Below are 19,930 nucleotides of genomic sequence, written 5' to 3' on the forward strand. Positions count from 1 at the left end.
TTCTCTTATTCATTGCGCCTTGCCTGCCGGGACGGTACGGCAGGGCGCCGCAACAGATCAAAAACCCAGGACGACCAACGTGAAACAAGTCACCGCCATCATCAAACCCTTCAAGCTCGACGAAGTCCGCGAAGCGCTGGCCGAAGTCGGCGTCAGCGGCTTGACCGTGACCGAGGTCAAGGGTTTTGGCCGTCAAAAAGGCCATACCGAACTCTATCGTGGCGCGGAATACGTCGTGGACTTCCTGCCCAAGATCCGCGTTGAAGTCGTGCTGCCCGATGATCAGGTGGAAGCCGCCATCGAAGCCGTGGTCAAGGCTGCGCGCACCGGCAAGATCGGCGACGGCAAGATTTTCGTCAGCCCGGTCGAACAAGCCATTCGCATCCGCACCGGCGAAAGCGACGAAGAGGCGTTGTGAGCCCCGCCTGTCGATAAGGCAGCAATTACACCAGGGCTGTCCCAACGCGGGACGGCCCTTTTTGGTGCAGCCGTCTTCAGGGCTGTCTCTTCGGGGCAATCTCTTCAGGGCAATCTTGTCCGGGCCGGCGCACATAGGTTGAAGCGCGGAACTCCCTTAGCGGATCAGCTGGTTCATCTCAAGAATCGGCATCATCACCGCCAGCACGATCAGCAGCACGAATCCCCCCATCAGCAGGATCAGCGCCGGTTCCAGCAACGCCGTCATCGCCATCGCGCGCCGTTCCAGGTCGCGCGACAGGTTCTGCGCGCCGCGATCCAGCAACTCGGGCAGGCGGCCGGTCTTTTCGCCGCTGGCGATCAGGTGCACCAGTAGCGACGGAAACACTTTTTGCGCGCCCAGCGACGCCGACAGGGCCGCGCCTTCGCGCACGCGCGCCGACGCTTCGTCCACGGCCTGGCGCAGCACGTCGTTGCTTAATGTGCGGCGGGCGGCATCCAGCGCGGTCAGCAAGGCCACGCCGCTGCCGCACAGAATCGCCAGCGTGGACGCGAAGCGCGCCGCGTTCACCCCCAGCACGAAACGTCCCGCCAGCGGCAGCCGCAACACACGCGCGTGCCACGCGCGCCGCGCCGCCGGCGCCCGCAAGGTATAGCGCCACAACGCGATCAGCACCACCAGCGCCACGCCTGTCGCCATGCCCCATTCGCGCACATAGTCGGACAAGCCCAGCATCACGCGGGTCAGCAACGGAAGCTGCTGCTTGGCGTGGTTGAAGGCCGACACCACCTGCGGCACCACATAGCCCAGCAGGAAGATCACGATGATGACCGACACGCTGCCCACGACCGCAGGGTAGATGAACGCCGTCATCACCTTGCTGCGCAACGTGTTGCGTTCTTCGATGTAGTCCGCCAACTTTTCCATGACCTGCGCCAGATCGCCGGACTCTTCGCCCGCGCCGATCAGCGCGCGGTAGATCTCGGGGAAGTCGCGCGGTCGCGCCGCCAACGCGGTCGACAGCCGGTGGCCGGCGCGCACGTCATCGCGCACGCCGCCCAGCGTGGCGGCAATGTGCTTCTTTTCGGCCTGCTCCAGCGTTGCGGACAGCGCGGCATCCAACGGCAGCCGCGCGGCCAGCAGGCTGGCCAGCTGACGCGTCAGCCACGCCAGGTCGGCGTCGGACAGACGGGCGCGCAGGCTGGCGCCCAACCCTTGCGCACGCGCCGCCAGTGACGTCGACAACGGCAACAGCCCACGGCCACGCAACTGGTTGCGGGCCCCGCGCTCGGAGTCGGCATCGATCGTGCCGCGCACGATTTTTCCAAGCGCGTCGGTGGCTTCGTAACGGAAGGAAGGCATAGTGAAAGGCAGGGGCCACACACGAATGCGAAACGTGCAAGAGCCCCGAATTTAAAGGGTTTCCAGCCAGTATGTTGCATGTCAAATATGACCGTAGTGTTGCACTGTCACCCCGTATACTCCGACGCGCTTTCACGTTTTTTCACACGATTTCACGTCTCAGGCACCTATCTCGTCATGCGTCATCTCGCGCAGTTCAGCCTTGCGGTCTTGCTCGCAGCAAGCCAAATCGGACCGGCACTCGGCACGGCCCACGCCCAACAGGCAGACAACCGTGTCAGCCTGAATTTCGTCGACACCGATATTCCCGCCGTGTTGCGCGCGCTGTCGCTGTTCACGCATCGGAATTTTCTGGTGGATCCTCGCGTCAAGGGAAAGCTCACGCTGGTGTCGGACCGGCCCGTCGATAGCGGACAGGCGCTGGCCATGCTGACGGGCGCGCTGCGCTTGCAGGGGTTCGCGATCGTCGATGTCGATGGCGTGACGCGCGTGGTTCCCGAGGCCGACGCCAAGCTGCAAGGCAGCGCAGTCGTGGGCAACACACGGCCCGCTGCGCCCGCGCCGGGCGCGCCTGCCGGCGGTGCGGCACGCGGGCCGGTGCCGGTGGCGGCGTTCGCCAAAGGCAGCAGCAGCGGCGAAATGCTGACTCGCGTGTTCCCGTTGAAATACGAGAACGCCGCGAACCTGGTGCCGGTGCTGCGCCCCATGGTGCCGCCGAACAACCCCATCAACGCCTACCCCGGCAACAACACGCTGGTGGTGACGGACTACGCGGACAACCTGGAACGAATCGCGCAAGTCATCGCGCGCATCGACGTGCCCAGTTCAATCGACACGGACGTGGTGCCCGTGCGGTCGGGCATCGCGACCGACATCGCCATCCTGGCGTCGCAGTTGCTGGATACGCAAAGCAGCGACCCCACGCAGCGCATTGCCGTCGTGGCGGATCCGCGCAGCAACAGCGTGCTGGTGCGTTCCGGCAGCCCGGCGCGCACGCGGCTCGCCCGCGATCTGATTCTGAAACTGGACGCACAGCAGAATCGGGCCGGCAATCTGCATGTGGTCTACATGCGTAACGCGCAGGCCACGCGCATCGCCGAAGTGCTGGGCGGCTTGTTGACCGGCCAGGCGAATGCCGCGCCGGGCGCCAATGGCGCCAATGGCGCCGCCGGCGGCGCGTCGGGGCCCACGGGCGCAGCCCAAGGCGGCGCCCGCCCGCAGAACACCGCGGCCAACGCCGGCAGCCAGATGGGGCAGGGCATGTCGGGATCGTCCAAGGGGGGCTTGTCGGGCGAGCAGGAGCGCATCGCCCGCGAAGACAACAGCACGCAGGCGGTCTCGTATTCCGCAGGCGGCGCCACCATCCAGGCGGATCCAGCGACCAACTCGCTGATCATTTCAGCGCCGGAACCGCTGTATCGCAGCCTGCGTGAAGTGATCGACCAACTGGACCAGCGGCGTGCGCAAGTGCTGGTGGAAAGCCTGATCGTCGAAGTCAGCGAACAGAAAGCGGCGGAATTCGGCATCCAGTGGATGACGGGCGCGGGCAACATCAACAGCGGCGGCACCAGCTTCATCGGTGGCACCAATCTGGGGGGCAGCGGCATCACCGGTTCGGGCCCGACGTCCATCGACGCGCTGGGCGGCGGCTTGAGCCTGGGCGTGGTGAAGGGCACCGTGGACGTGTTGGGCAACGAGGTCATCAACCTGGGCGTGCTGGCGCGCGCCATGCAGAATTCGGGCGAAGCCAACATCCTGTCCACGCCGAACCTGCTGACGCTGGACAACCAGTCCGCCAGCATCCTCGTGGGCAAGACCGTGCCGTTCGTGACGGGCCAATACGTGACCTCGGGCAGCAACGGCAGTTCCAATCCGTTCCAGACGATCGAACGCGAGGATGTCGGCCTGAAGCTGAACATCCGGCCGCAGATATCGGAGGGCGGCGCGGTCAAGCTGGACATCTATCAGGAAGTCAGCAGCATCGACGAAAGCCGTTCGAACTCCACCACCGGCATCGTGACCAACAAGCGTGCCATTGACACCAGCGTGCTGATCGACGACGGCCAGATCATCGTGCTGGGCGGCCTGCTGGAAGATAACGTAACGCTGACCACCAACGCCGTGCCGGGCCTGAGTTCGCTGCCCGTGATCGGTTCGCTGTTTCGCTACGATTCGCGCACACGCACCAAGACCAACCTGATGGTCTTCCTGCGGCCCTATGTCGTGCGCGATTCGAACCGCAGCGCCAGCGTCACCATGGACCGCTACGACTACATGCGCCGCGCGCAAGGTGTGGCGCAGCCTGCCAATCATTGGGCGCTGCCGGACATGCAGGCGCCGATGCTGCCTGCGGCGGGCTCCCCGCCGTCGGTGTCGAACAATGCTTACGACCTGCGGCCCGAACAGCAGGCGGCCACGATGCGCCGCCCGCCGCCCGCCACCGTTGAATCCTTTGCCGTCCGGCAGGTTCCGGGCATGGCGCCCCAGCGCGATGCATCGACGGCGTTTCGGGTGTCGCGGTCGATCACAATGGGCGTGGCAGTGGACCCCGAGTCGCTGCTATGAGCGCGCATCCCTTGCCCTATGCCTGGGCGCGCGCGCAGCGCGCCGTGCTGTCACTGCGCGCGGGGCAGGTGCAGTTGACGGTCAGCCCGCGTACCCCGGAATGGGCGGTGCGCGAGATCCGGCGGTGCCACGGCGATATCGCCTTGACGCAGGTGGCCGACGAAGCGCTGGAAACCTTGCTGACGGCGGCCTACAGCCATTCCGAGGACGCCGCATCCGTCATGGGCGTGGCCGAGAACGAGATCGACCTGGACCGGCTGCTGCAGGACATGCCGGAAGTGGCGGACCTGCTGGAAGCGCAAGACGACGCGCCCGTGATCCGCATGATCAACGCGCTGTTCGCGCAAGCGGCGCGCGATGGCGCCAGCGATATCCATATCGAGCCTTTCGAGACGCATTCGGTGGTGCGCTACCGCGTGGACGGCACCTTGCGTGACGTGGTGTCGCCACGCAAGGCGTTGCACGCCGCGCTGATTTCGCGCATCAAGATCATGGCGCATCTGGACATCGCCGAAAAGCGCTTGCCGCAGGACGGCCGCATCGCGCTGCGCGTGGGGGGAAGGCCGATCGACGTGCGGGTATCCACGTTGCCGACCGGGCATGGCGAACGCGCCGTGCTGCGCCTGCTGGACAAGGAGGCGGGGCGGCTGCAGCTGGAGCGGCTGGGCATGTGCCCCGAGGTGCTGGCCCAACTGGATCGCCTGATCCGCCAGCCGCACGGCATCGTGCTGGTGACCGGCCCGACAGGCAGCGGCAAGACCACCACGCTTTACGCCGCGCTGAGTCGGCTGGACGCCGCCACCAGCAACATCCTGACGGTCGAAGACCCGATTGAGTACGACCTTAACGGCATCAGCCAGACCCAGGTCAACGCCAAGATAGACATGAGTTTCGCGCTGGCGTTGCGCGCCATCCTGCGCCAGGATCCCGACGTGATCATGATTGGCGAGATCCGCGATCTTGAGACGGCGCAGATTGCCGTGCAGGCGTCGCTGACGGGCCATCTGGTGCTGGCCACGCTGCACACCAACGATGCCGTGTCGGCGGTGACGCGCCTGACGGACATGGGCGTCGAACCCTTCCTGCTGGCGTCGTCGCTGCTTGGCGTGCTGGCGCAACGTCTGGTGCGCAAGCTGTGTCCGGAATGCAAGAAGCCCGCCATGCTGGATGGCAAACAGGTGTTCCACCCGGTCGGATGTCCGGCCTGCAACCATACGGGCTACAGCGGGCGTTCGGGCATCCACGAGCTGTTCACGGTGGACGACGAGGCCCGGCGCCTGATCCACGAGGGGCGCGACGAACGCGAATTGCGCCTGGCCGCGGTGGCGGCGGGCATGCGCACCATGCGGCAGGACGGCCAGCGCTGGGTGGATGGGGGGCAGACGGCGCCCGAGGAAATCGTGCGCGTGACGCGCGACGCATGATGTCTGGCATGGCGTAGCGGGTGGCGCCGGCGGCAAGTCGGCGCCCGGGATCTGGAGCCTCTGGCGCCCGCGCCACGCGCGCGGCCAGGCGCCGGTCGACGCTACTTGCCGGTGCCGAACACCACCGTATCCTTAGTGCGCCGCCCCAGGGTGGACATCAGTCCGTCCAGGGCGGCGCGTTGCGCTTGCGTCGCCGAAGGCGCGAACGTGGCCTGGCCTTCGAAATTGACGCCGCGCGCCGTCACGCTGCCCTGTCCGGACACTGCCAGCACGCCGTTTTCGGTGCTGAGGAGAAGGGCGGCGCCCGGTTTGCCGGTGCCTTGCAGCCGCAGCAGGTAGGTGCCCACCGGCGCAACGGAGGTCAAGGCCGTACCGGCATTGCGCCAGCGCAAATCGGCGATCGGACCGGACGGCAGGGGGCCGCCCAGGCGCAATGCCTGCCAGCTTATCTCGAGCATGCCTTCGGGCGCCAACGTGTTCCACGGCGCGCCCAGGGCGGGCAAGACGGACGCCGGCACGCGCAGGGACTGCGCCGGCAATGAGATGCCGGTCCAGCCCACGCGGGCGCGCAGCGGGCCTTGCAGCCACGGATGCGAGACCTCCAGAGCCATCGTGTCCCAGCGCCATCGCCATTGCACGGCTTGCGGCAAAACGCGCCGCGATCCCGGTGCGCCTAGCGCGATCCAGGCGCTGCCTTGCCATAGGGTGCCGCTGGCGTCGGCCAGCGTCACCAACGAAGGGTCGGGCTGCAGGGCCAGCAACCAGCGCGCCGGCAGCACGCTGATGGCGGCGGCCAGCGCACAGGCACCGCTGGCCAGCAGCAGGGCGGCAGCGCGTTTGTTGATACGGGGCAGCGGCATCAGCGGGGCCCCGCCTTGTCCGGCAGGGCCAGCGTCACCTGGCCGTTGACCAGACCGGGCAGTGGCCGGCCGTTGGGGTTGGCGGCGCGGGTCAGTTCGACCTTTTGCGTGGCCAGGCCCCAATCGCGGCCCGCCCCTTCCAGCCAGCGCAGCAGCGCCGATGATGGCGCCTGGTTCAGTTCCAGCCGTACACCGCTGCCGGATTCCGGTTGGCCCAGCGTCCACATGCCCGCCGGCAGGCCGCCGCGTTCCAGGCTGGCGCCCAATTCCGCCGGGGTAGGCATGCTGGCGGCCGGGGCAGCCGAGCGTTGGCGCAACGACCGCGCCTGCGATGTCAGGTCGGCGACGCTGGCGGCCTGGGTGCGCAGCGCGGGCAATTCCGCTTGCAGCTTGCGGACGGTGTTCAAAGGCGGCTCGATGAAGACGACGAAGACAATGGCCGCGCCTAACAGCGCGGCTGCGCCGGTGACCAGCCGGCGTTCGCGCGGCGCCAGCGCCGCGTAGCGCTGGCGCGCGCGGGCCAGCGCCGGGTCCACGGGTTTGCGGATGGATTGCCAGGCGTGTTGCAGGCGTTGGTTCAGGGTCATGGTTGCTTGCGCAGGATGCGCCAGGTGTTGTCGGTGTCGCTGCGTTCCAGTTTCAGGCCCAATGCGGCGGCCTGCTGGATCAGCGCCGGGGTTTCCGCGACGCGTTGGGCTTGTTCGCCGGCATCGGCCAGTTGCAGGGTCAGCGCCTGGTCGGCATAGCTCAGGCGTGCGACCTTGTCGGCCGCGAAGGGCAGCGTCTGCGCGGCGGCGCGGGCCAGTGGCAGGAAGTCCGCCGCGCTGGCCGAGCCCCGGTTGGCCAGCAGCGCGTCCAGGCCTTGTTGGGCCTGCCGCGCCGGGTCCAGCACCACGGGCAGGTCGGGGAAGGCGGCCAGCACCTGCTGGCGCATGCCGTTCTTCAATGCGTCGGCTTCGGCGCTCAATTGCGCCGCATGGATGTTCAGGCCTGCGATCCAGACCACGGCTGCCGCCGCGCCCCAACGCCAGACGGGACGCCAGCGCGAGACACGGGCGGGGGCCAATTGCGGCATCGCCAGCGACCACGACGGCGATGCCGCCTGCCAACGCGGATCCGCCGGGTCTCGCAAAGGGGCATCCGAGGCGGGCGCCAGCGTCTGCGGGGCGATGAGCGCATGCGCGCGCAAGCCTTGCGCATTCAACAGGCCCCAGGCCCGGCGCACGGGTTCGCGCGGCGCCCAGGCCAACGGCACCTTGCCATCCGCGCCGCGCGGGCCATAGCCGATCGCAAGCGCATCCAGATCGCTTAGCACCAGCGGTTCCAGGGCGCTATGGACCGCGGCGGCCATGCGCGCGCGGGCGACGGCGGGAATCTGCACCGTGGTGGCGATGACGTCCCCGGGATGCAGCACCGCTTCGCACGCGGCATTCGGATAGGCGTTGCCCAGCGCCTGCAAGGTCATTTCGCCTTGCTGCGCGCAACGCCCACGCCGGTCGAACCACGCATAGGGCAACGGCGAACCCGCGCTGAATTCATCCAGGGCAGGTAGCGCGATACGCAGGGAGTTTTTCATCGCGGGGCCGTCCCCAAGATGAAAAGGCCCCCCTGGGGGGCAGCAAGTCCGCGAAGCGGATGTAGCGTGGGGGCATTATTCAGCGGGGCCGTCCCCAAGATGAAAAGGCCCCCCTGGGGGGCAGCAAGTCCGCGAAGCGGATGTAGCGTGGGGGCATTATTCAGCGGGGCCGTCCCCAAGATGAAAAGGCCCCCCTGGGGGGCAGCAAGTCCGCGAAGCGGGTGTAGCGTGGGGGCATTATTCAAGGAAGTTCTCGTGTCCATATCGTGTCGGGCGCGGCTGGCGGGGCACTGCGTACCAGGGCTTGCATGGAAACCCGGGCCCGTTCGTAGACCACGGTGCCGCTGGCCATGAACCAGCCGCTGGCGGTCGTAACGGTGGGCGCGGGCGTGTCCACGCCGGTGCCGGTCAGCCGGTTGGCGAAGTCGCCGGTGTTGTTGAACCAGTTGCCGCGGTCCCGCTCGCCCGTTATCGCCCGCGCCTGGCTGAGCGACAGGCCGGGCACCAACGCGGCGATGACCTCGGCGGGCGCGGTGTTGACGTTGACGCTGGTGGCCACCGGCAAGACGGTCATCGTGAGGCGCATGGCGTTGCGCGCGGGCGGTTCCAGCCCAAGCTGGGCGGCGATCTCGTCCACGCCTCGGGGCAGCGGCGCGCGCGCGTCAGGCGCCGCGACGCGTTGGCCGTTCGACGATGACGGCGAGTCGGCCGCCAAGGCCGGGGGCTGCGCGGCGGCGATGAGGTCGATGATGTGGCCGGCCAGGCTGTCGGGCAGCTGCTGCACGTTCAATAGCCGGCGCAGCACTTTTTCCTGTTCGGGTTGGGGCACGCCGTTGCGGGCCAGGTTGCTCAGGTTGTATTTCCCTTGCTCGTCCTGGACGCGTCCCGAGAATACGGCGACCCGATCGTCGCCGGGCCGTTCGATGCGTGTGTCCAGCACGGGCGTTGCCCAGATCTGGTCGCCGCGGGTCGTGGATTCGCGCTTGCCGTGATCGCGGATGACCAGGCGCGCCCAGTCGATGCCGCCTGCGAGCATGACGCGGGCCTGCACGCGGGCCAGTTCGTTTTCCACTCGGCGGGTGCTGGCCGTCTGGCGCTGGAACAGGCTTGTCGTCAGCGCGGCCACGATGGCGACGATGATCAGCGCGCTGATGACCGCCGCGCCGCGTTCGCGGACCGGAGGGCGGGCCGTCATGGCAGCTCCAGGATGCGGATATAGCGCTGGGGGGCGTTGGCCGCGCCGCGTTCCAGCGTGATTTCAATGCCGGTCGGCGCGGTGGCGAAGCTGGCATTGGCGTCGACCCAGCCCGTGCCGGGGACCCAGGCGCGCACGCCCAGCACCCGCACGCCAGGCAAGAGCAGCACACCGTCGACCGCAGCGGGCAGCGGGCTGCGCGGCGCCGACGGGCCGCTGGCGCGCCACAAGCCGTCTGCCCGCACCTGCCATTGCACGCGCTGCCACAGGCCGTTGCCGTCAGGGTCGGGGCGCAGCAGCTCCAGGGCGTTGCCGCCGCTTGTCCGGCGCAACAGGCGCAGGCCCGTCGTCAATGTCAACGCGTCCTTGCCTGCGGAATCGAAGCTGGGTCCGGAATACGACAATTCAACATCGCGCCCCATCTGGCCCAGGGTGCGGACGATGGCGTCCGTGTCTTCGGCTTCCTGCTCGATCCAGTCGCGCGCACTGGAGACGCTGGCCAGGCCGCGCCACGCCATCAGGCTGACCAGCGCCATCAATGCCAGGGCCACCAGTACTTCGATCAGCGTGAAGCCGGCCTGGGCTGCGCGGGCGGGGGACGATCGGTTCGATGCGGGACGCATGCTCATCGCAGGCTGGACAACAGCCCGTCCAGTTGCAGCAGCACCGCGTCCGGGCGCGAGGACGCGGCGTCATGGACATTCACGGAAACCTGCCGAAAGCTGCGGTTCATGGAATTGGTGAACACCAGTTCGCATTGCAGCGCGCGGCCGCCTTGCGGACAGGGCACCGTCTGCGAGCCGGCGCGCGGCAGGGTCTGTTCCAGCCGCAGCTGCGTCAACGCGTTTTGCGCCGCCAGCAGCGCCAGCGTCTTGTCCTGCAAGGCGCGGTTGTTGGCCGACATGACGCCGGTTGCGCGCAGGGCGGCGGCCATCGCCACGGCGATGATGGCCAGCGCCACTAGCACTTCGATCAGGGTGAAGCCGCGCTGGCGATCAGCGGAGTGGGGCGATTCAACGGATGTCATAGCGGCCGGAGGCGTCGCGTTGCAGGGTGACGCTGGCGTCGCCCGCGCGCAGGGTAAGCGCCATGGGGGCCGCCACCCATTCGGTGTTGAAGATCAGCGGGCGGTCGGGATCCAGCCGTAGCTGGACGGCGCCCGCCCGCCAGGTCTGCGCGCGCAACATGTCGTCGTGTTCCAGGTGATCGACCGGCACCGGCGTGTCTTCCTGGGCGCTGGGACCCGGCAGGCGGCCCTGGCGTTCGAACGACCAGCCCTGGCCGTTCGCCAGCCAGCGAATGGGGCGCCCGTCGCTGCGGGCTTCGCTTTGCGCCACGGTGAAGGCGTCGGCCAGGCGTTGGGCATCGCTACGCAGGCCGTTGTCGCTTTTCCCGATGGACAGGCTGACCATGCTGGCCGCGATGGCCACGATCACCAGCACTACCAGCACTTCGACCAGCGTGAATCCGCGTTCAGAGTTCCCAGGAACCGATGTCGGCATCGCCGTTTTCTCCCCCGGGCTTGTTGTCGGCGCCGAACGAGAAGACATCGATGTCGCCCTTGACGCCGGGGCTCAGGTATTGGTACGGATGCCCCCAGGGGTCGTTGGGCAACTTGTCCAGGTAACCGCGCCAGTTGTTGGCGCCATCGGGCTTTTCCGCCAGCGCGCGCAGTCCCTGTGCCGTGGTGGGGTAGCGGCCGTTGTCCAGCCGGTAGAGCTTGAGCGCCTGCATGATGCCCGCGATGTCTTGCCGGGCGGCAACTTGCCGGGCTTGATCGGGACGGTCCAGCACGCGTGGCACGATCAGGGCCGCCAGGATCCCCATGATCACAATCACCACCATGATTTCGATCAGGGTGAAACCTTGCTGGCGGGCGAGCCCGCGCGGTAACTGACGCACTTTGCAACTCCGGTATTCAGTAGAAGCACGGAATTGTGGACATGAAATATGACAGTAATGCGTTGCAAAGCTGGCCGCCTGCTACCATGGCCTTTCTACAAGGAGCGGTAATGGCTACAAAAGAGAAGTCTTCGACTGGATTGGCGGCGTTGGTGGAAAAGGCGCTTCAACAGAAGAAGCTGGCTGCCGCCACACAGAAACCGGCAGGGTCCTCCCTGTCGAACCTGGCAGGCCGCAAGCAAATGGGCCGCCCCGCGGGCCGCAAGCGCTGATCGGCGGGCGCTTGAAAGGAAGCGCCGCCTGACCCGCAATCATCAGATTCAAGCTACCAGCGTTTCAATTCACCTGCGCGATCCCTGCCGACGCTGCCAGCGCGGCGGGGGTGGCCAGGCGGTTCAATCTTCCCCCTTGTTCCACCGTCACGGCATCCACTGCGATATCGCGCAGCACGATGCCCGGGGCCACTTCGCCGCCCGCCCGATAAGCCAGCGGCGGGCCGCCATCCACGCTTAGCACCGCCGCGCCGTCCGGGCCGGCCGCGATCAGGCCCAGTACGCTGATCTGCGTGCGCATCACCTCGTCCTTTCCGAACCACAACGCTACCGGCGTGTTGTCAGCTGCGCGCGGCGCGGCGGCCGACACGGCCGGCGGCAACGGGCCGGGGCGCGGCGCAAGCAGCACGGCGGCCCAAACGCCCACGCCCGCGGCAAGCGCCAGCACGGCAAGGACGCGCAGCGTGGCGGGCGCGGAAGGCAGGGAAGGGCGCAAGGAAAGCGGCATAAGGGCGACAACGAATACGAAAAGCGACGCGCCCGACTATAGCGGTTGTTCATGACAACGCCGATACCGGTAATCCGCGTTCGATTCAGGTTCCGTACAGTTTTTTGTCATGGCGCTTACATGGCGGGTATCTAGCATGCCGGCAACGCTCGACTTTCCCCGAGCGCGTTTATCCGATCCAACTGGGACACCCGCATGCAAGATACGAATCAAGCCAATCGCCGCCGACTCCTGAAGATGCTGGGAGGCGCGCCGATGCTGCCGATCGGCGGTGTCAGCATGGCCGCGCTGCTGGCCGGCTGTAATTCGAGCGACGACGATGACGACAGCGATGGCTCGACGAATCCGAATCCCAATCCCCCGGCCACGCCGGTGACGTTTTCGTCCGCCGCGTTCACGTCGATGCCCGCGCCGACCCTGGCCACGCCGCAACTGATGGCGCGAACGACCGTGAGCTCGGCGATGGCGCTGACCTTCAGCGACGGCTCCAAGCGCACCGTTGAACTGGGCTACGAGCCGTTCTTCATCACGGGCGACGCCGTGCCGGACGGCAAGGGCGGCACGATGGTGGCGGGCGGGTACTTCAACCTGGCCGGCGCGCCGATCATGGACAACTCGGTGCCCGCCCGCGCGCGCCAGTTCTTTTCGAACTGTCCGGACGGCACGTCGCTGCTGGCCCTGTCGGAGCCGACCAAGGTCGCCGGCGTGGCTGGTAACGCGGTCTATGCCGTGGTGCAATTCGAATACCAATCGATGGACCAGGCCGGCAACGACATGTACGGTTTGCTGCCGTCGCCGATTGCCGTGCTGACCCTGTCGCAAGACCCGAACACCGGCAAACTGAGCCTGGTGAAGTACAGCAATGTCGACACCGCGTCGGTGCATGGCCTGTGGATCACCTGCGGCGCCAGCCTGTCGCCCTGGGGCACCCACCTGTCCAGCGAAGAGTACGAGCCGGACGCAACGACCGCCCGCACGCTGGCGTCATTCCAGGCCTACAGCCAGAACCTCTACGGCGACCCCGCCAAGGCCAATCCGTACCACTACGGCCACATGCCGGAAGTTACCGTGCATCCGGACGGCACGGGCACCATCAAGAAGCACTATTGCATGGGCCGCATTTCGCACGAGTTGGTGCAGGTGATGCCCGACCAGCGCACCGCGCTGATGGGCGACGACGCCACCAACGGCGGCCTGTTCATGTTCGTGGCCGACCGCAAGGCGGACTTGTCGGCGGGCACGCTCTACGTGGCCCAATGGACGCAGACTTCGGGCACGGGGGCGGGCGCCGGCACGCTGAAGTGGATCAAACTGGGTCATGCCACCAGCGCTGAAATCAAGGAGCTGGCTGACCAGTTGGTGGCGGCCGACATCATGGACGTGCGCACCACCGACCCGGCCGACGCGTCGTTCACCAAGATTCGCTACAACAACAAGGACAACTGGGTGAAGCTGCAGCCGGGCCGCCGCCAGGCCGCGGCGTTCCTGGAAACGCACCGCTATGCGGCGCTCGTGGGTGGCACGCTGGCCTTCACCAAAATGGAAGGCACGACCGTCAACGCCAAGGACAAGATCGCCTACAGCGCCATGTCGCGCATTGAATCGTCCATGATCGACGGGAAGGTTGCGGGCCTGAAGGTGGAAGCCAACGCGGCCGGCGCGGTGTACCAGCTGCACATGCAAGCCGGCCAGGTCGACACCGACGGCAGCGCGATCGACAGCGAATGGGTGCCGGTGGACATGGACGCGGTGGCGGAACTGGTCGGCAAACCGCTGGCGACGCCGGATGCGCTGGGCAACACGCACAACGCCGATTTCGTCTCGAACCCCGACAACCTGAAGTTCTCGGAAAAGCTGCGCACGTTGTTCGTGGGTGAGGACAGCGGCGGCCACGTCAACAACTTCATGTGGGCCTACAACGTCGACACGAAGGCGTTGTCACGCCTGCTGTCGTGCCCGGTGGCCGCGGAATCCACCGGTCTGCAAGCCGTGGACGAAATCAACGGCTGGACCTACATCACCAGCAACTTCCAGCACGCGGCCGATTGGGGTGGCGTTCACGCCGTGGTGCGGCCCACGCTCGAGCCGCTGGTCAAGGCCAACTACAAGGACGGCTTCGGCGCAGCCGTCGGCTACCTGACCGGCGTGAAGATCGGCGCGTAGTCCACGCGTCATCCAGGCAGCGCCGCACAGGCCGCGAAGCGGCGCATGCGCGGTGTTGGCCGCAACGTCAGGGACCGGTCCGCCGGTCCCTTTTTCATGCGCGGACGCACTCCGTTTTTCGCAAAAGAATCCTGATCCGTCGATCAGGCTTTCTGCCCTTGGGTTCATGGGGCCTTCACGTTGGGCCGCCACTATGTGCGCAGCATAAAAACCCTGTTCATGAAACGAGAAGAGAAGCATGCAAGCATTGAATTGGAGAAGATGGTGCGCCATGTTGCTGGCTACCAGCGCATTGGCGGGCTGTGGGGGTAGTGACGATGACGACGACACCGAGGCGCCGCCGACCACGCCGCCGGTGACCGAGCCGGGCAAGCCGGCCGTCGAAAAGGTGCTGTTCATTGGCGTCGATGGGCTGACCTATGACGCCATGCGCCAAGGCGTGGCGGACAAGAGCTTGTCCAACATCGGCCAGTTGACCCTCACGCGCGCCTGGACGGGTGGCGTGACGGGCGGCGTCACGCAACAGCCCACCCTGGCGGTTCCCGGCTGGGCCACGCTGCTGACGGGCCAGTGGGCCGACGCGCATGGCGTGCGGTCCAACGCCGCGGGCCAGGCGGTGAAGTCGCCCAGCCTGTTCCAGCGCGTGAAGGCGGCGCATCCCGATGCACGCGTGTCTGCAGCCTTCAATTCGACGTTGCTGGCGGGGCTGGTTGGCCGCGACCGCGACGCCGGCTACCTGCAAGCCGTGACGGACTGCGCCGGCGTGGATGATTGCGTCGCCACGCAAGCGCGTGACCGCATCACGGAAGGCTACGACGTGGTGGTGGCCCAGTTCGGCGCCGCCGAGCGTGCCGCCTCGGATAGCGGTTTTGGCGCGAATTACCAAGCAGTCATCCGCCAGACGGACGCCGCCGTGGGCGTGCTGGCCAAACAGGTCGCCGACCGCCGCGCCGCGAATCCCGGCGAGAACTGGCTGATCGTCTTGGCCGCCAGCCATGGCCTGGATAAGACGGGCGCCAGCGACGGCCTGCCCATGTCGTTGAACAAGACCATCGTGCTGGCGACGAACCAGCCCGCGATGCTGGGGGGTACGTCGGACGACGCGTCGGTTGACGGCGTGTGGGACAACAACTGGTATGCGCTGCCCAGCGCGGCCGATGTGACGCCCACGCTGCTGGCTCACCTGGGCGCGCTGCCCGCCGCGGGCGCCTACGATATGGCGGGCACGCCGCTGTCCGAACCCCTGGCGCTGCGCCGGCTGGCGGCGCGCACGTCCATGGACAACAAGACCGTGTCGCTCTCGTGGGTGCGCGTGGGCGAACCCAGCGACGAGATCGTGGTCAGCCGGGACGGCGCCGAAGTGGCGCGCTTGCCGGCAACCGCCACGGATTACGAGGACACGGGTTTCACCTTCGATACGGAAGGTGTGCATGCGCTGAACTACAGCGTGTCCGCCGGGCGCGCCGTCAGCGCGACCCGCGCCACGGTGGTCTATGCCAAGCCCGTGCCGCTGCTGGCCTCGCTGCGCACCGGCCTGACGATGCTGTTCCCGTTCGAAGGCAATGTGACCGACGTGGCGGCCGGCGGCGGCGCGATCACGCCGTACGACGGCGTGCAGGCGCCGGCCTACGCCAACGCGGGCATCTTCGGCAAGATGTTCCAGAACGAACGCGGGGCCGCCGCCCTGGGCGCCTTCAAGCTGGATTACCCGGCGGGGCTGCTGGACAGCTTGCAGGTCTTCACGATCGGTTTCTGGTACCAGTCTGACGGCACGGCCAACGACCGCTCGATCCTGGGCAACAAGGACTACAACTCTGGCGGCAACCCCGGCATCACCATCGCCCAGTGGGCCGGCCCCGAGCTGCGCTTCAACCTGGCGGGTGGCGGGTCGCGAGTCGACATCAATGGCGTGAAGTTCACGCCGAACAAGCCGGTCTACATCGCCATGACCATCGACAAGGCCGCCAAGACCATGACCGCCTACGTCTATGACAAGGACATCGGCTATTCGCGCCGCTCGGTCGGCACGGGAGCGGTGAATCTGGCGCAAGTGGCGGGCGTGTTTGGTCCGCACATCGGCCTGAACGAAGACGGCCGCGGCACCTACGGCATTTGCTGCGCCGGCACCAAGGGCCCCTACACGATGAATTTCGACGACCTGGCCTTCTGGTCGCGCGCCCTGACCGACGACGAAGTGAAGTCCCTGGCCATGTCCGGCAAGTCCGTTTCCGAACTGTTTCCCTGATGTTCCAAGGATAGAAAACCATGAGCAATTCCATGATTTTGCGCGGTTTGCTGCGCGCGGGCGCAGTGCTGATGCTGACCGCCACGCTGGCTGCATGCGGTGGCGACGATAGCGACGACAGCAAGCCCGACGACGGCGCCGGCACGCCCGGCAACGGCGGCACCGAAACGCCGGTGACGCCGCCCACACCGGCCAAGCCCGAACTGCGTTGCGCGCCTTGAGCCGCGCTTCTTCCAGAGACATAGGAAACGAAACCGTGAAGTCCGAAAAAGACCCGATCCACGCCGGCAAGCGCCGCTTTCTGCGCAACGCCGCGGCCTCCACCGCCGGCCTGACCGCGCTGTCGATGTTCCCGCCCGCCATCCGCCGCGCGCTGGCCATCCCGGCCAATAACCGCACCGGCACGATCAACGACGTCGAGCACGTGATCATCCTGATGCAGGAAAACCGCTCGTTCGACATGTACTTCGGCACGTACAAGGGCGTGCGCGGTTTTGGCGACCGCATGACGATCCCGCTGCCGCAGAACCGGTCGGTCTGGGAACAGAGCAACGGCACGCGCGTGGTGATGCCGTATCACCTGGACAGTACGCAGGGCAACGCCCAGCGCGTGGCCGGCACGCCGCACGACTATATGGACGCGCAGATGGCGTGGGATGGCGGCCGCATGGACCAGTGGCCGCGCTACAAGCAGAACCAGTCCATGGGCTACTACCGCCAGAAAGAGGTGGACTTCCAGTTTTCGCTGGCCGAAGCCTTCACGCTGTGCGATGCCTACCACTGTTCTACCCACGGCGGCACCAACACCAACCGCCTGTTCCTGTGGACCGGCACCAACGATCCGCTGGCGCAGGGCAACGGCCCGTCGACCCGCAACCAGTGGGATAGCCTGGGCGCGTCCACCACTGGCTGGACCTGGAAGACGTACCCGGAACGCCTGCAAGAGGCCGGCGTCAGCTGGAAGGTGTACCAGAACCTGCCCGAGAACTTCGGCGACAACTCGCTGGCCGGTTTCCAGCAATACCGCCGCGCCAACGAACAGGCGGGCAACGCGGCCAACGGATCCCCGTACCCGGCCTGGACGCCCAGCATGGATGCCGCCAACCCCTTGTACAAGGGCACGGCCAACACCATGCCCGATGGCGGCTTCCTGCAAGCCCTGCGTGATGACGTCAACAATGGCACCTTGCCGCAAGTGTCGTGGATCGTGGCGCCCGCCACGTATTCCGAACACCCCGGCCCGTCCAGCCCCGTCCAGGGCGCCTGGTATATCCAGGAAACGCTGGATGCGCTGACCTCGAACCCGGATGTGTGGAGCAAGACCGTCCTGTTGATCAACTTCGACGAAAACGACGGTTACTTCGACCATGTGCCGCCGCCCGCCGCTCCGTCGCTGACAAAGGACGGTTCGATGATCGGCGCGTCTACCGTCAATACCGACCTGGAGCGCCACACGCACGCGTCGGCCCAGGACGCGGCCGATAACCGTGTGTACGGCCCCGGCCCGCGTGTGCCGATGTATGTAGTGTCGCCGTGGAGCCGTGGCGGCTGGGTCAATTCCCAGGCGTTCGACCACACGTCGGTGCTGCGTTTCCTGGAAGCCCGCTTTGGCGTGCCGGAAGACAACATCAGCCCGTGGCGGCGTGCCGTGCTGGGCGACCTGACGTCGGCCTTCAACTTCGCCACCCCCAACGACGAAAAGCTGCCTGACCTGAATACGCTGACGCGTGCCGGCGCCGACCAACTGCGCTCTGACCAGCAAGCGTTGACCGCCGTGCCGTTGCCGGACACGACGACGCAAGCCAAGCCGGTGCAGGAGAAGGGCTACCGCTACGCGCGCGCCTTGCCCTACGAGCTGCACACCAGCGGCCGCAGCCAGCCCAATACGGGCAATATGTGGCTGGTGTTCTCCAACACGGGCAAGCAGGCGGCGGTTTTCCACGTGTATGACCGCCTGCATCTGGACGATGCGCCGCGCCGCTATACGGTGGAACCGGACAAGCAGCTGGAAGGAAGTTGGGATACGGCGGCCGATGGCGGCAAGTACGATCTGTGGGTGTTGGGCCCCAACGGCTATCACCGCCATTTCGCGGGCGACCTGGCGCTGGCGCGCACCTCGCAGCTGGATCCCGAAATCCGCGTCTGCTATGACATCGCCAATGGCGACCTCTATGTCAGCTTCATCAATAGCGGCAAGGACGCGTGCACCTTCGAAGTCACCCCCAACGCGTACTACACCAATAACGAGCGTTGGACGCTGACCGTGCCGGCGGGCAGCAAGGTCGAACAACATTGGGCGCTGGAAGGCAGCGGCCACTGGTACGACTTCACGGCCCGCCTGTCCGAAGACCCGTCCTACCTGCGCCGCTTCGCCGGCCACGTTGAAACGGGCAAGACCTCCATCACGGATCCGGCAATGGGCACCTGACGGTCAGGCGGCGGTTTGCGGTTCGCGCGCCCGGAATGCCGTGGCGCACGCCTCGCAGATCGCCGCCGTAATCCCTTGGCGCGCGTGTTCGCGCCGTTCCAGCATGCCGATGGCCCGCGAAAGCGGGCCTAAGTCTTCCGGCAGCGTCAATATCCGCAGTTCCGGGCTGTGCTGCCAATTGGACCCATTGATCAGCGGCAGCAGGGTCACGCCGACTTCCTGGCGCACCAATTCCACCAGCGTCTCGATGGCGTTGAGTTCCAGGAACTCGTTCAACGGCACCGCCAGGCGCCGCAACAGACGGTCGATCTGCAGGCCCGTGCGCTGGGTGCGGTCGAACCGCAGGAAGGGGTTGTTCGCCAACACCTGGCGGGCGTCCTTGCCCGTGGCGGAAGCTGGGGCGATCACGACCAGTTGCTCTTCATATAGCGGGGTCCAGCGCGTGCTGGCCATCTTGCGTCCGGCTTCCACCAGGAACGCGGCGTCCAGTTCACCGTCTTCGACCTTGCCGGCCAGCTCGCTGGCCTTGCCCGACAGGATGCGCACGTCCAGCTTCGGATGGGCCTTCTTCAGGCCCGACACGACCTTGGACAGGGTTCCCATGCACGACACGATGCTGCCCACCGACACGGCGCCCGCCAGTTCGCCAGGCACGGTGCGCGGCAACCTCATTCGGTCGTATAAATCCAGTAAATGCTTGATTTCAGGTAGCAATTCCCGCCCGGCTGCGTTAAGAATGGCGAGACGCCCGCTGCGGTCGAACAGTTCGCGGCCCAGTTCGGCCTCCAGCGAACGCATCTGGAAGCTGACGGCCGCCTGGGTCAGGGCGACCTGCTCGGCGGCTTCGGAAAAAGAGCCGTGGTGCGCAACGGCCAGGAAAGTGCGCAAAAACCGGATGGTGCTCATCGCTGCGACCCATAAAAATTTCTTTTATGACGGAACAAAAAATCAAATTGATTTAATTAGATCACGAGAGTACCTTCGCCTGCTTACCCGTTATGAGACAAGCCAC

At 66.6% G+C, this 19,930-nt stretch carries 19 protein-coding genes; 8 read left to right on the plus strand and 11 right to left on the minus strand.

Annotated features, from left to right (window positions below; translation table 11 throughout):
* Nucleotides 1-79 precede the first annotated feature (79 nt).
* Nucleotides 80-418, plus strand: coding sequence for a P-II family nitrogen regulator (locus tag CQ050_RS28110; protein WP_006218942.1), 339 nt, complete (start codon nt 80-82; stop codon nt 416-418).
* A gap of 156 nt (nt 419-574) precedes the next feature.
* On the opposite strand, the gene gspF is transcribed toward CQ050_RS28110, so the two are convergent.
* Nucleotides 575-1,780, minus strand: a complete 1,206-nt coding sequence (gene gspF, locus CQ050_RS28115) for a type II secretion system inner membrane protein GspF (protein ID WP_105560119.1) — start codon at nt 1,778-1,780, stop codon at nt 575-577.
* Nucleotides 1,781-1,957: 177 nt separating this feature from the next.
* Between gspF and gspD the strand changes: the two genes are divergently transcribed.
* A complete protein-coding gene (gspD, locus tag CQ050_RS28120) occupies nt 1,958-4,345 on the plus strand; it encodes a type II secretion system secretin GspD (protein ID WP_105560120.1) in 2,388 nt (795 codons plus the stop codon).
* Complete coding sequence (gene gspE / locus CQ050_RS28125) at nt 4,342-5,769, plus strand: type II secretion system ATPase GspE (RefSeq protein ID WP_105560121.1); 1,428 nt, start codon at nt 4,342-4,344, stop codon at nt 5,767-5,769. Before gspD ends, gspE begins: the two co-directional genes overlap by 4 nt.
* Before the next feature lie 101 nt (nt 5,770-5,870).
* Here gspE and gspN read toward each other — a convergent pair whose 3' ends face one another.
* The 8 genes from gspN to gspG form a co-directional block, all read right to left on the minus strand.
* Nucleotides 5,871-6,629, minus strand: a complete 759-nt coding sequence (gspN, locus tag CQ050_RS28130; RefSeq protein WP_105560122.1) for a type II secretion system protein N — start codon at nt 6,627-6,629, stop codon at nt 5,871-5,873.
* The gene (gene gspM, locus CQ050_RS28135) at nt 6,629-7,216 is read right to left on the minus strand and encodes a type II secretion system protein GspM (RefSeq protein WP_105560123.1); all 588 of its coding nucleotides are present in this window, start codon (nt 7,214-7,216) and stop codon (nt 6,629-6,631) included. The genes gspN and gspM overlap by 1 nt, the downstream gene beginning before the upstream one ends.
* Nucleotides 7,213-8,205, minus strand: a complete 993-nt coding sequence (gene gspL, locus CQ050_RS28140) for a type II secretion system protein GspL (RefSeq protein WP_105560124.1) — start codon at nt 8,203-8,205, stop codon at nt 7,213-7,215. The genes gspM and gspL overlap by 4 nt, the downstream gene beginning before the upstream one ends.
* 241 nt (nt 8,206-8,446) lie before the next feature.
* Nucleotides 8,447-9,400 carry a type II secretion system minor pseudopilin GspK gene (gspK, locus tag CQ050_RS28145; protein WP_105560125.1) on the minus strand — a complete coding sequence of 318 codons (954 nt, stop codon included), beginning with the start codon at nt 9,398-9,400 and terminating at the stop codon, nt 8,447-8,449.
* Nucleotides 9,397-10,023, minus strand: a complete 627-nt coding sequence (locus CQ050_RS28150; RefSeq protein ID WP_369868969.1) for a type II secretion system protein J — start codon at nt 10,021-10,023, stop codon at nt 9,397-9,399. The genes gspK and CQ050_RS28150 overlap by 4 nt, the downstream gene beginning before the upstream one ends.
* A gap of 2 nt (nt 10,024-10,025) precedes the next feature.
* Entirely contained in the window at nt 10,026-10,427 is a 402-nt protein-coding gene (gene gspI, locus CQ050_RS28155) for a type II secretion system minor pseudopilin GspI (RefSeq protein ID WP_105560127.1), read from the minus strand.
* On the minus strand, nt 10,414-10,902 hold the full coding sequence (gene gspH, locus CQ050_RS28160; protein ID WP_105560128.1) for a type II secretion system minor pseudopilin GspH: 489 nt from the start codon (nt 10,900-10,902) through the stop codon (nt 10,414-10,416). Before gspH ends, gspI begins: the two co-directional genes overlap by 14 nt.
* Nucleotides 10,874-11,302 carry a type II secretion system major pseudopilin GspG gene (gspG, locus tag CQ050_RS28165; RefSeq protein WP_035214085.1) on the minus strand — a complete coding sequence of 143 codons (429 nt, stop codon included), beginning with the start codon at nt 11,300-11,302 and terminating at the stop codon, nt 10,874-10,876. Before gspG ends, gspH begins: the two co-directional genes overlap by 29 nt.
* Before the next feature lie 41 nt (nt 11,303-11,343).
* Between gspG and CQ050_RS30785 the strand changes: the two genes are divergently transcribed.
* Nucleotides 11,344-11,574 (plus strand): hypothetical protein, encoded by a 231-nt coding sequence (locus tag CQ050_RS30785; protein WP_146121076.1) that lies wholly within the window; start codon nt 11,344-11,346, stop codon nt 11,572-11,574.
* Nucleotides 11,575-11,638: 64 nt separating this feature from the next.
* Here the strand turns inward: CQ050_RS30785 and CQ050_RS28170 are convergent, their stop codons facing one another.
* A complete protein-coding gene (locus CQ050_RS28170; protein WP_105560129.1) occupies nt 11,639-12,082 on the minus strand; it encodes a general secretion pathway protein GspC in 444 nt (147 codons plus the stop codon).
* Nucleotides 12,083-12,277: 195 nt separating this feature from the next.
* Between CQ050_RS28170 and CQ050_RS28175 the strand changes: the two genes are divergently transcribed.
* The 4 genes from CQ050_RS28175 to CQ050_RS28190 all read left to right on the plus strand — a co-directional run bounded on the left by CQ050_RS28175 (nt 12,278) and on the right by CQ050_RS28190 (nt 18,918).
* A complete protein-coding gene (locus CQ050_RS28175) occupies nt 12,278-14,245 on the plus strand; it encodes a PhoX family phosphatase (RefSeq protein WP_105560130.1) in 1,968 nt (655 codons plus the stop codon).
* A 238-nt stretch (nt 14,246-14,483) separates the two neighbouring features.
* The gene (locus CQ050_RS30790; RefSeq protein ID WP_233214343.1) at nt 14,484-16,490 is read left to right on the plus strand and encodes a LamG-like jellyroll fold domain-containing protein; all 2,007 of its coding nucleotides are present in this window, start codon (nt 14,484-14,486) and stop codon (nt 16,488-16,490) included.
* 20 nt (nt 16,491-16,510) lie between these two features.
* Nucleotides 16,511-16,711 (plus strand): hypothetical protein, encoded by a 201-nt coding sequence (locus tag CQ050_RS28185; protein WP_105560131.1) that lies wholly within the window; start codon nt 16,511-16,513, stop codon nt 16,709-16,711.
* 35 nt (nt 16,712-16,746) lie between these two features.
* Nucleotides 16,747-18,918, plus strand: a complete 2,172-nt coding sequence (locus tag CQ050_RS28190; protein WP_105560132.1) for a phosphocholine-specific phospholipase C — start codon at nt 16,747-16,749, stop codon at nt 18,916-18,918.
* Between the two features lie 3 nt (nt 18,919-18,921).
* Here the strand turns inward: CQ050_RS28190 and CQ050_RS28195 are convergent, their stop codons facing one another.
* Nucleotides 18,922-19,824, minus strand: coding sequence for a LysR family transcriptional regulator (locus CQ050_RS28195; RefSeq protein ID WP_105560133.1), 903 nt, complete (start codon nt 19,822-19,824; stop codon nt 18,922-18,924).
* Nucleotides 19,825-19,930: the final 106 nt, after the last annotated feature.

The organism is Achromobacter sp. MYb9 (genome assembly GCF_002975275.1).
Taxonomy (GTDB): domain Bacteria; phylum Pseudomonadota; class Gammaproteobacteria; order Burkholderiales; family Burkholderiaceae_B; genus Achromobacter.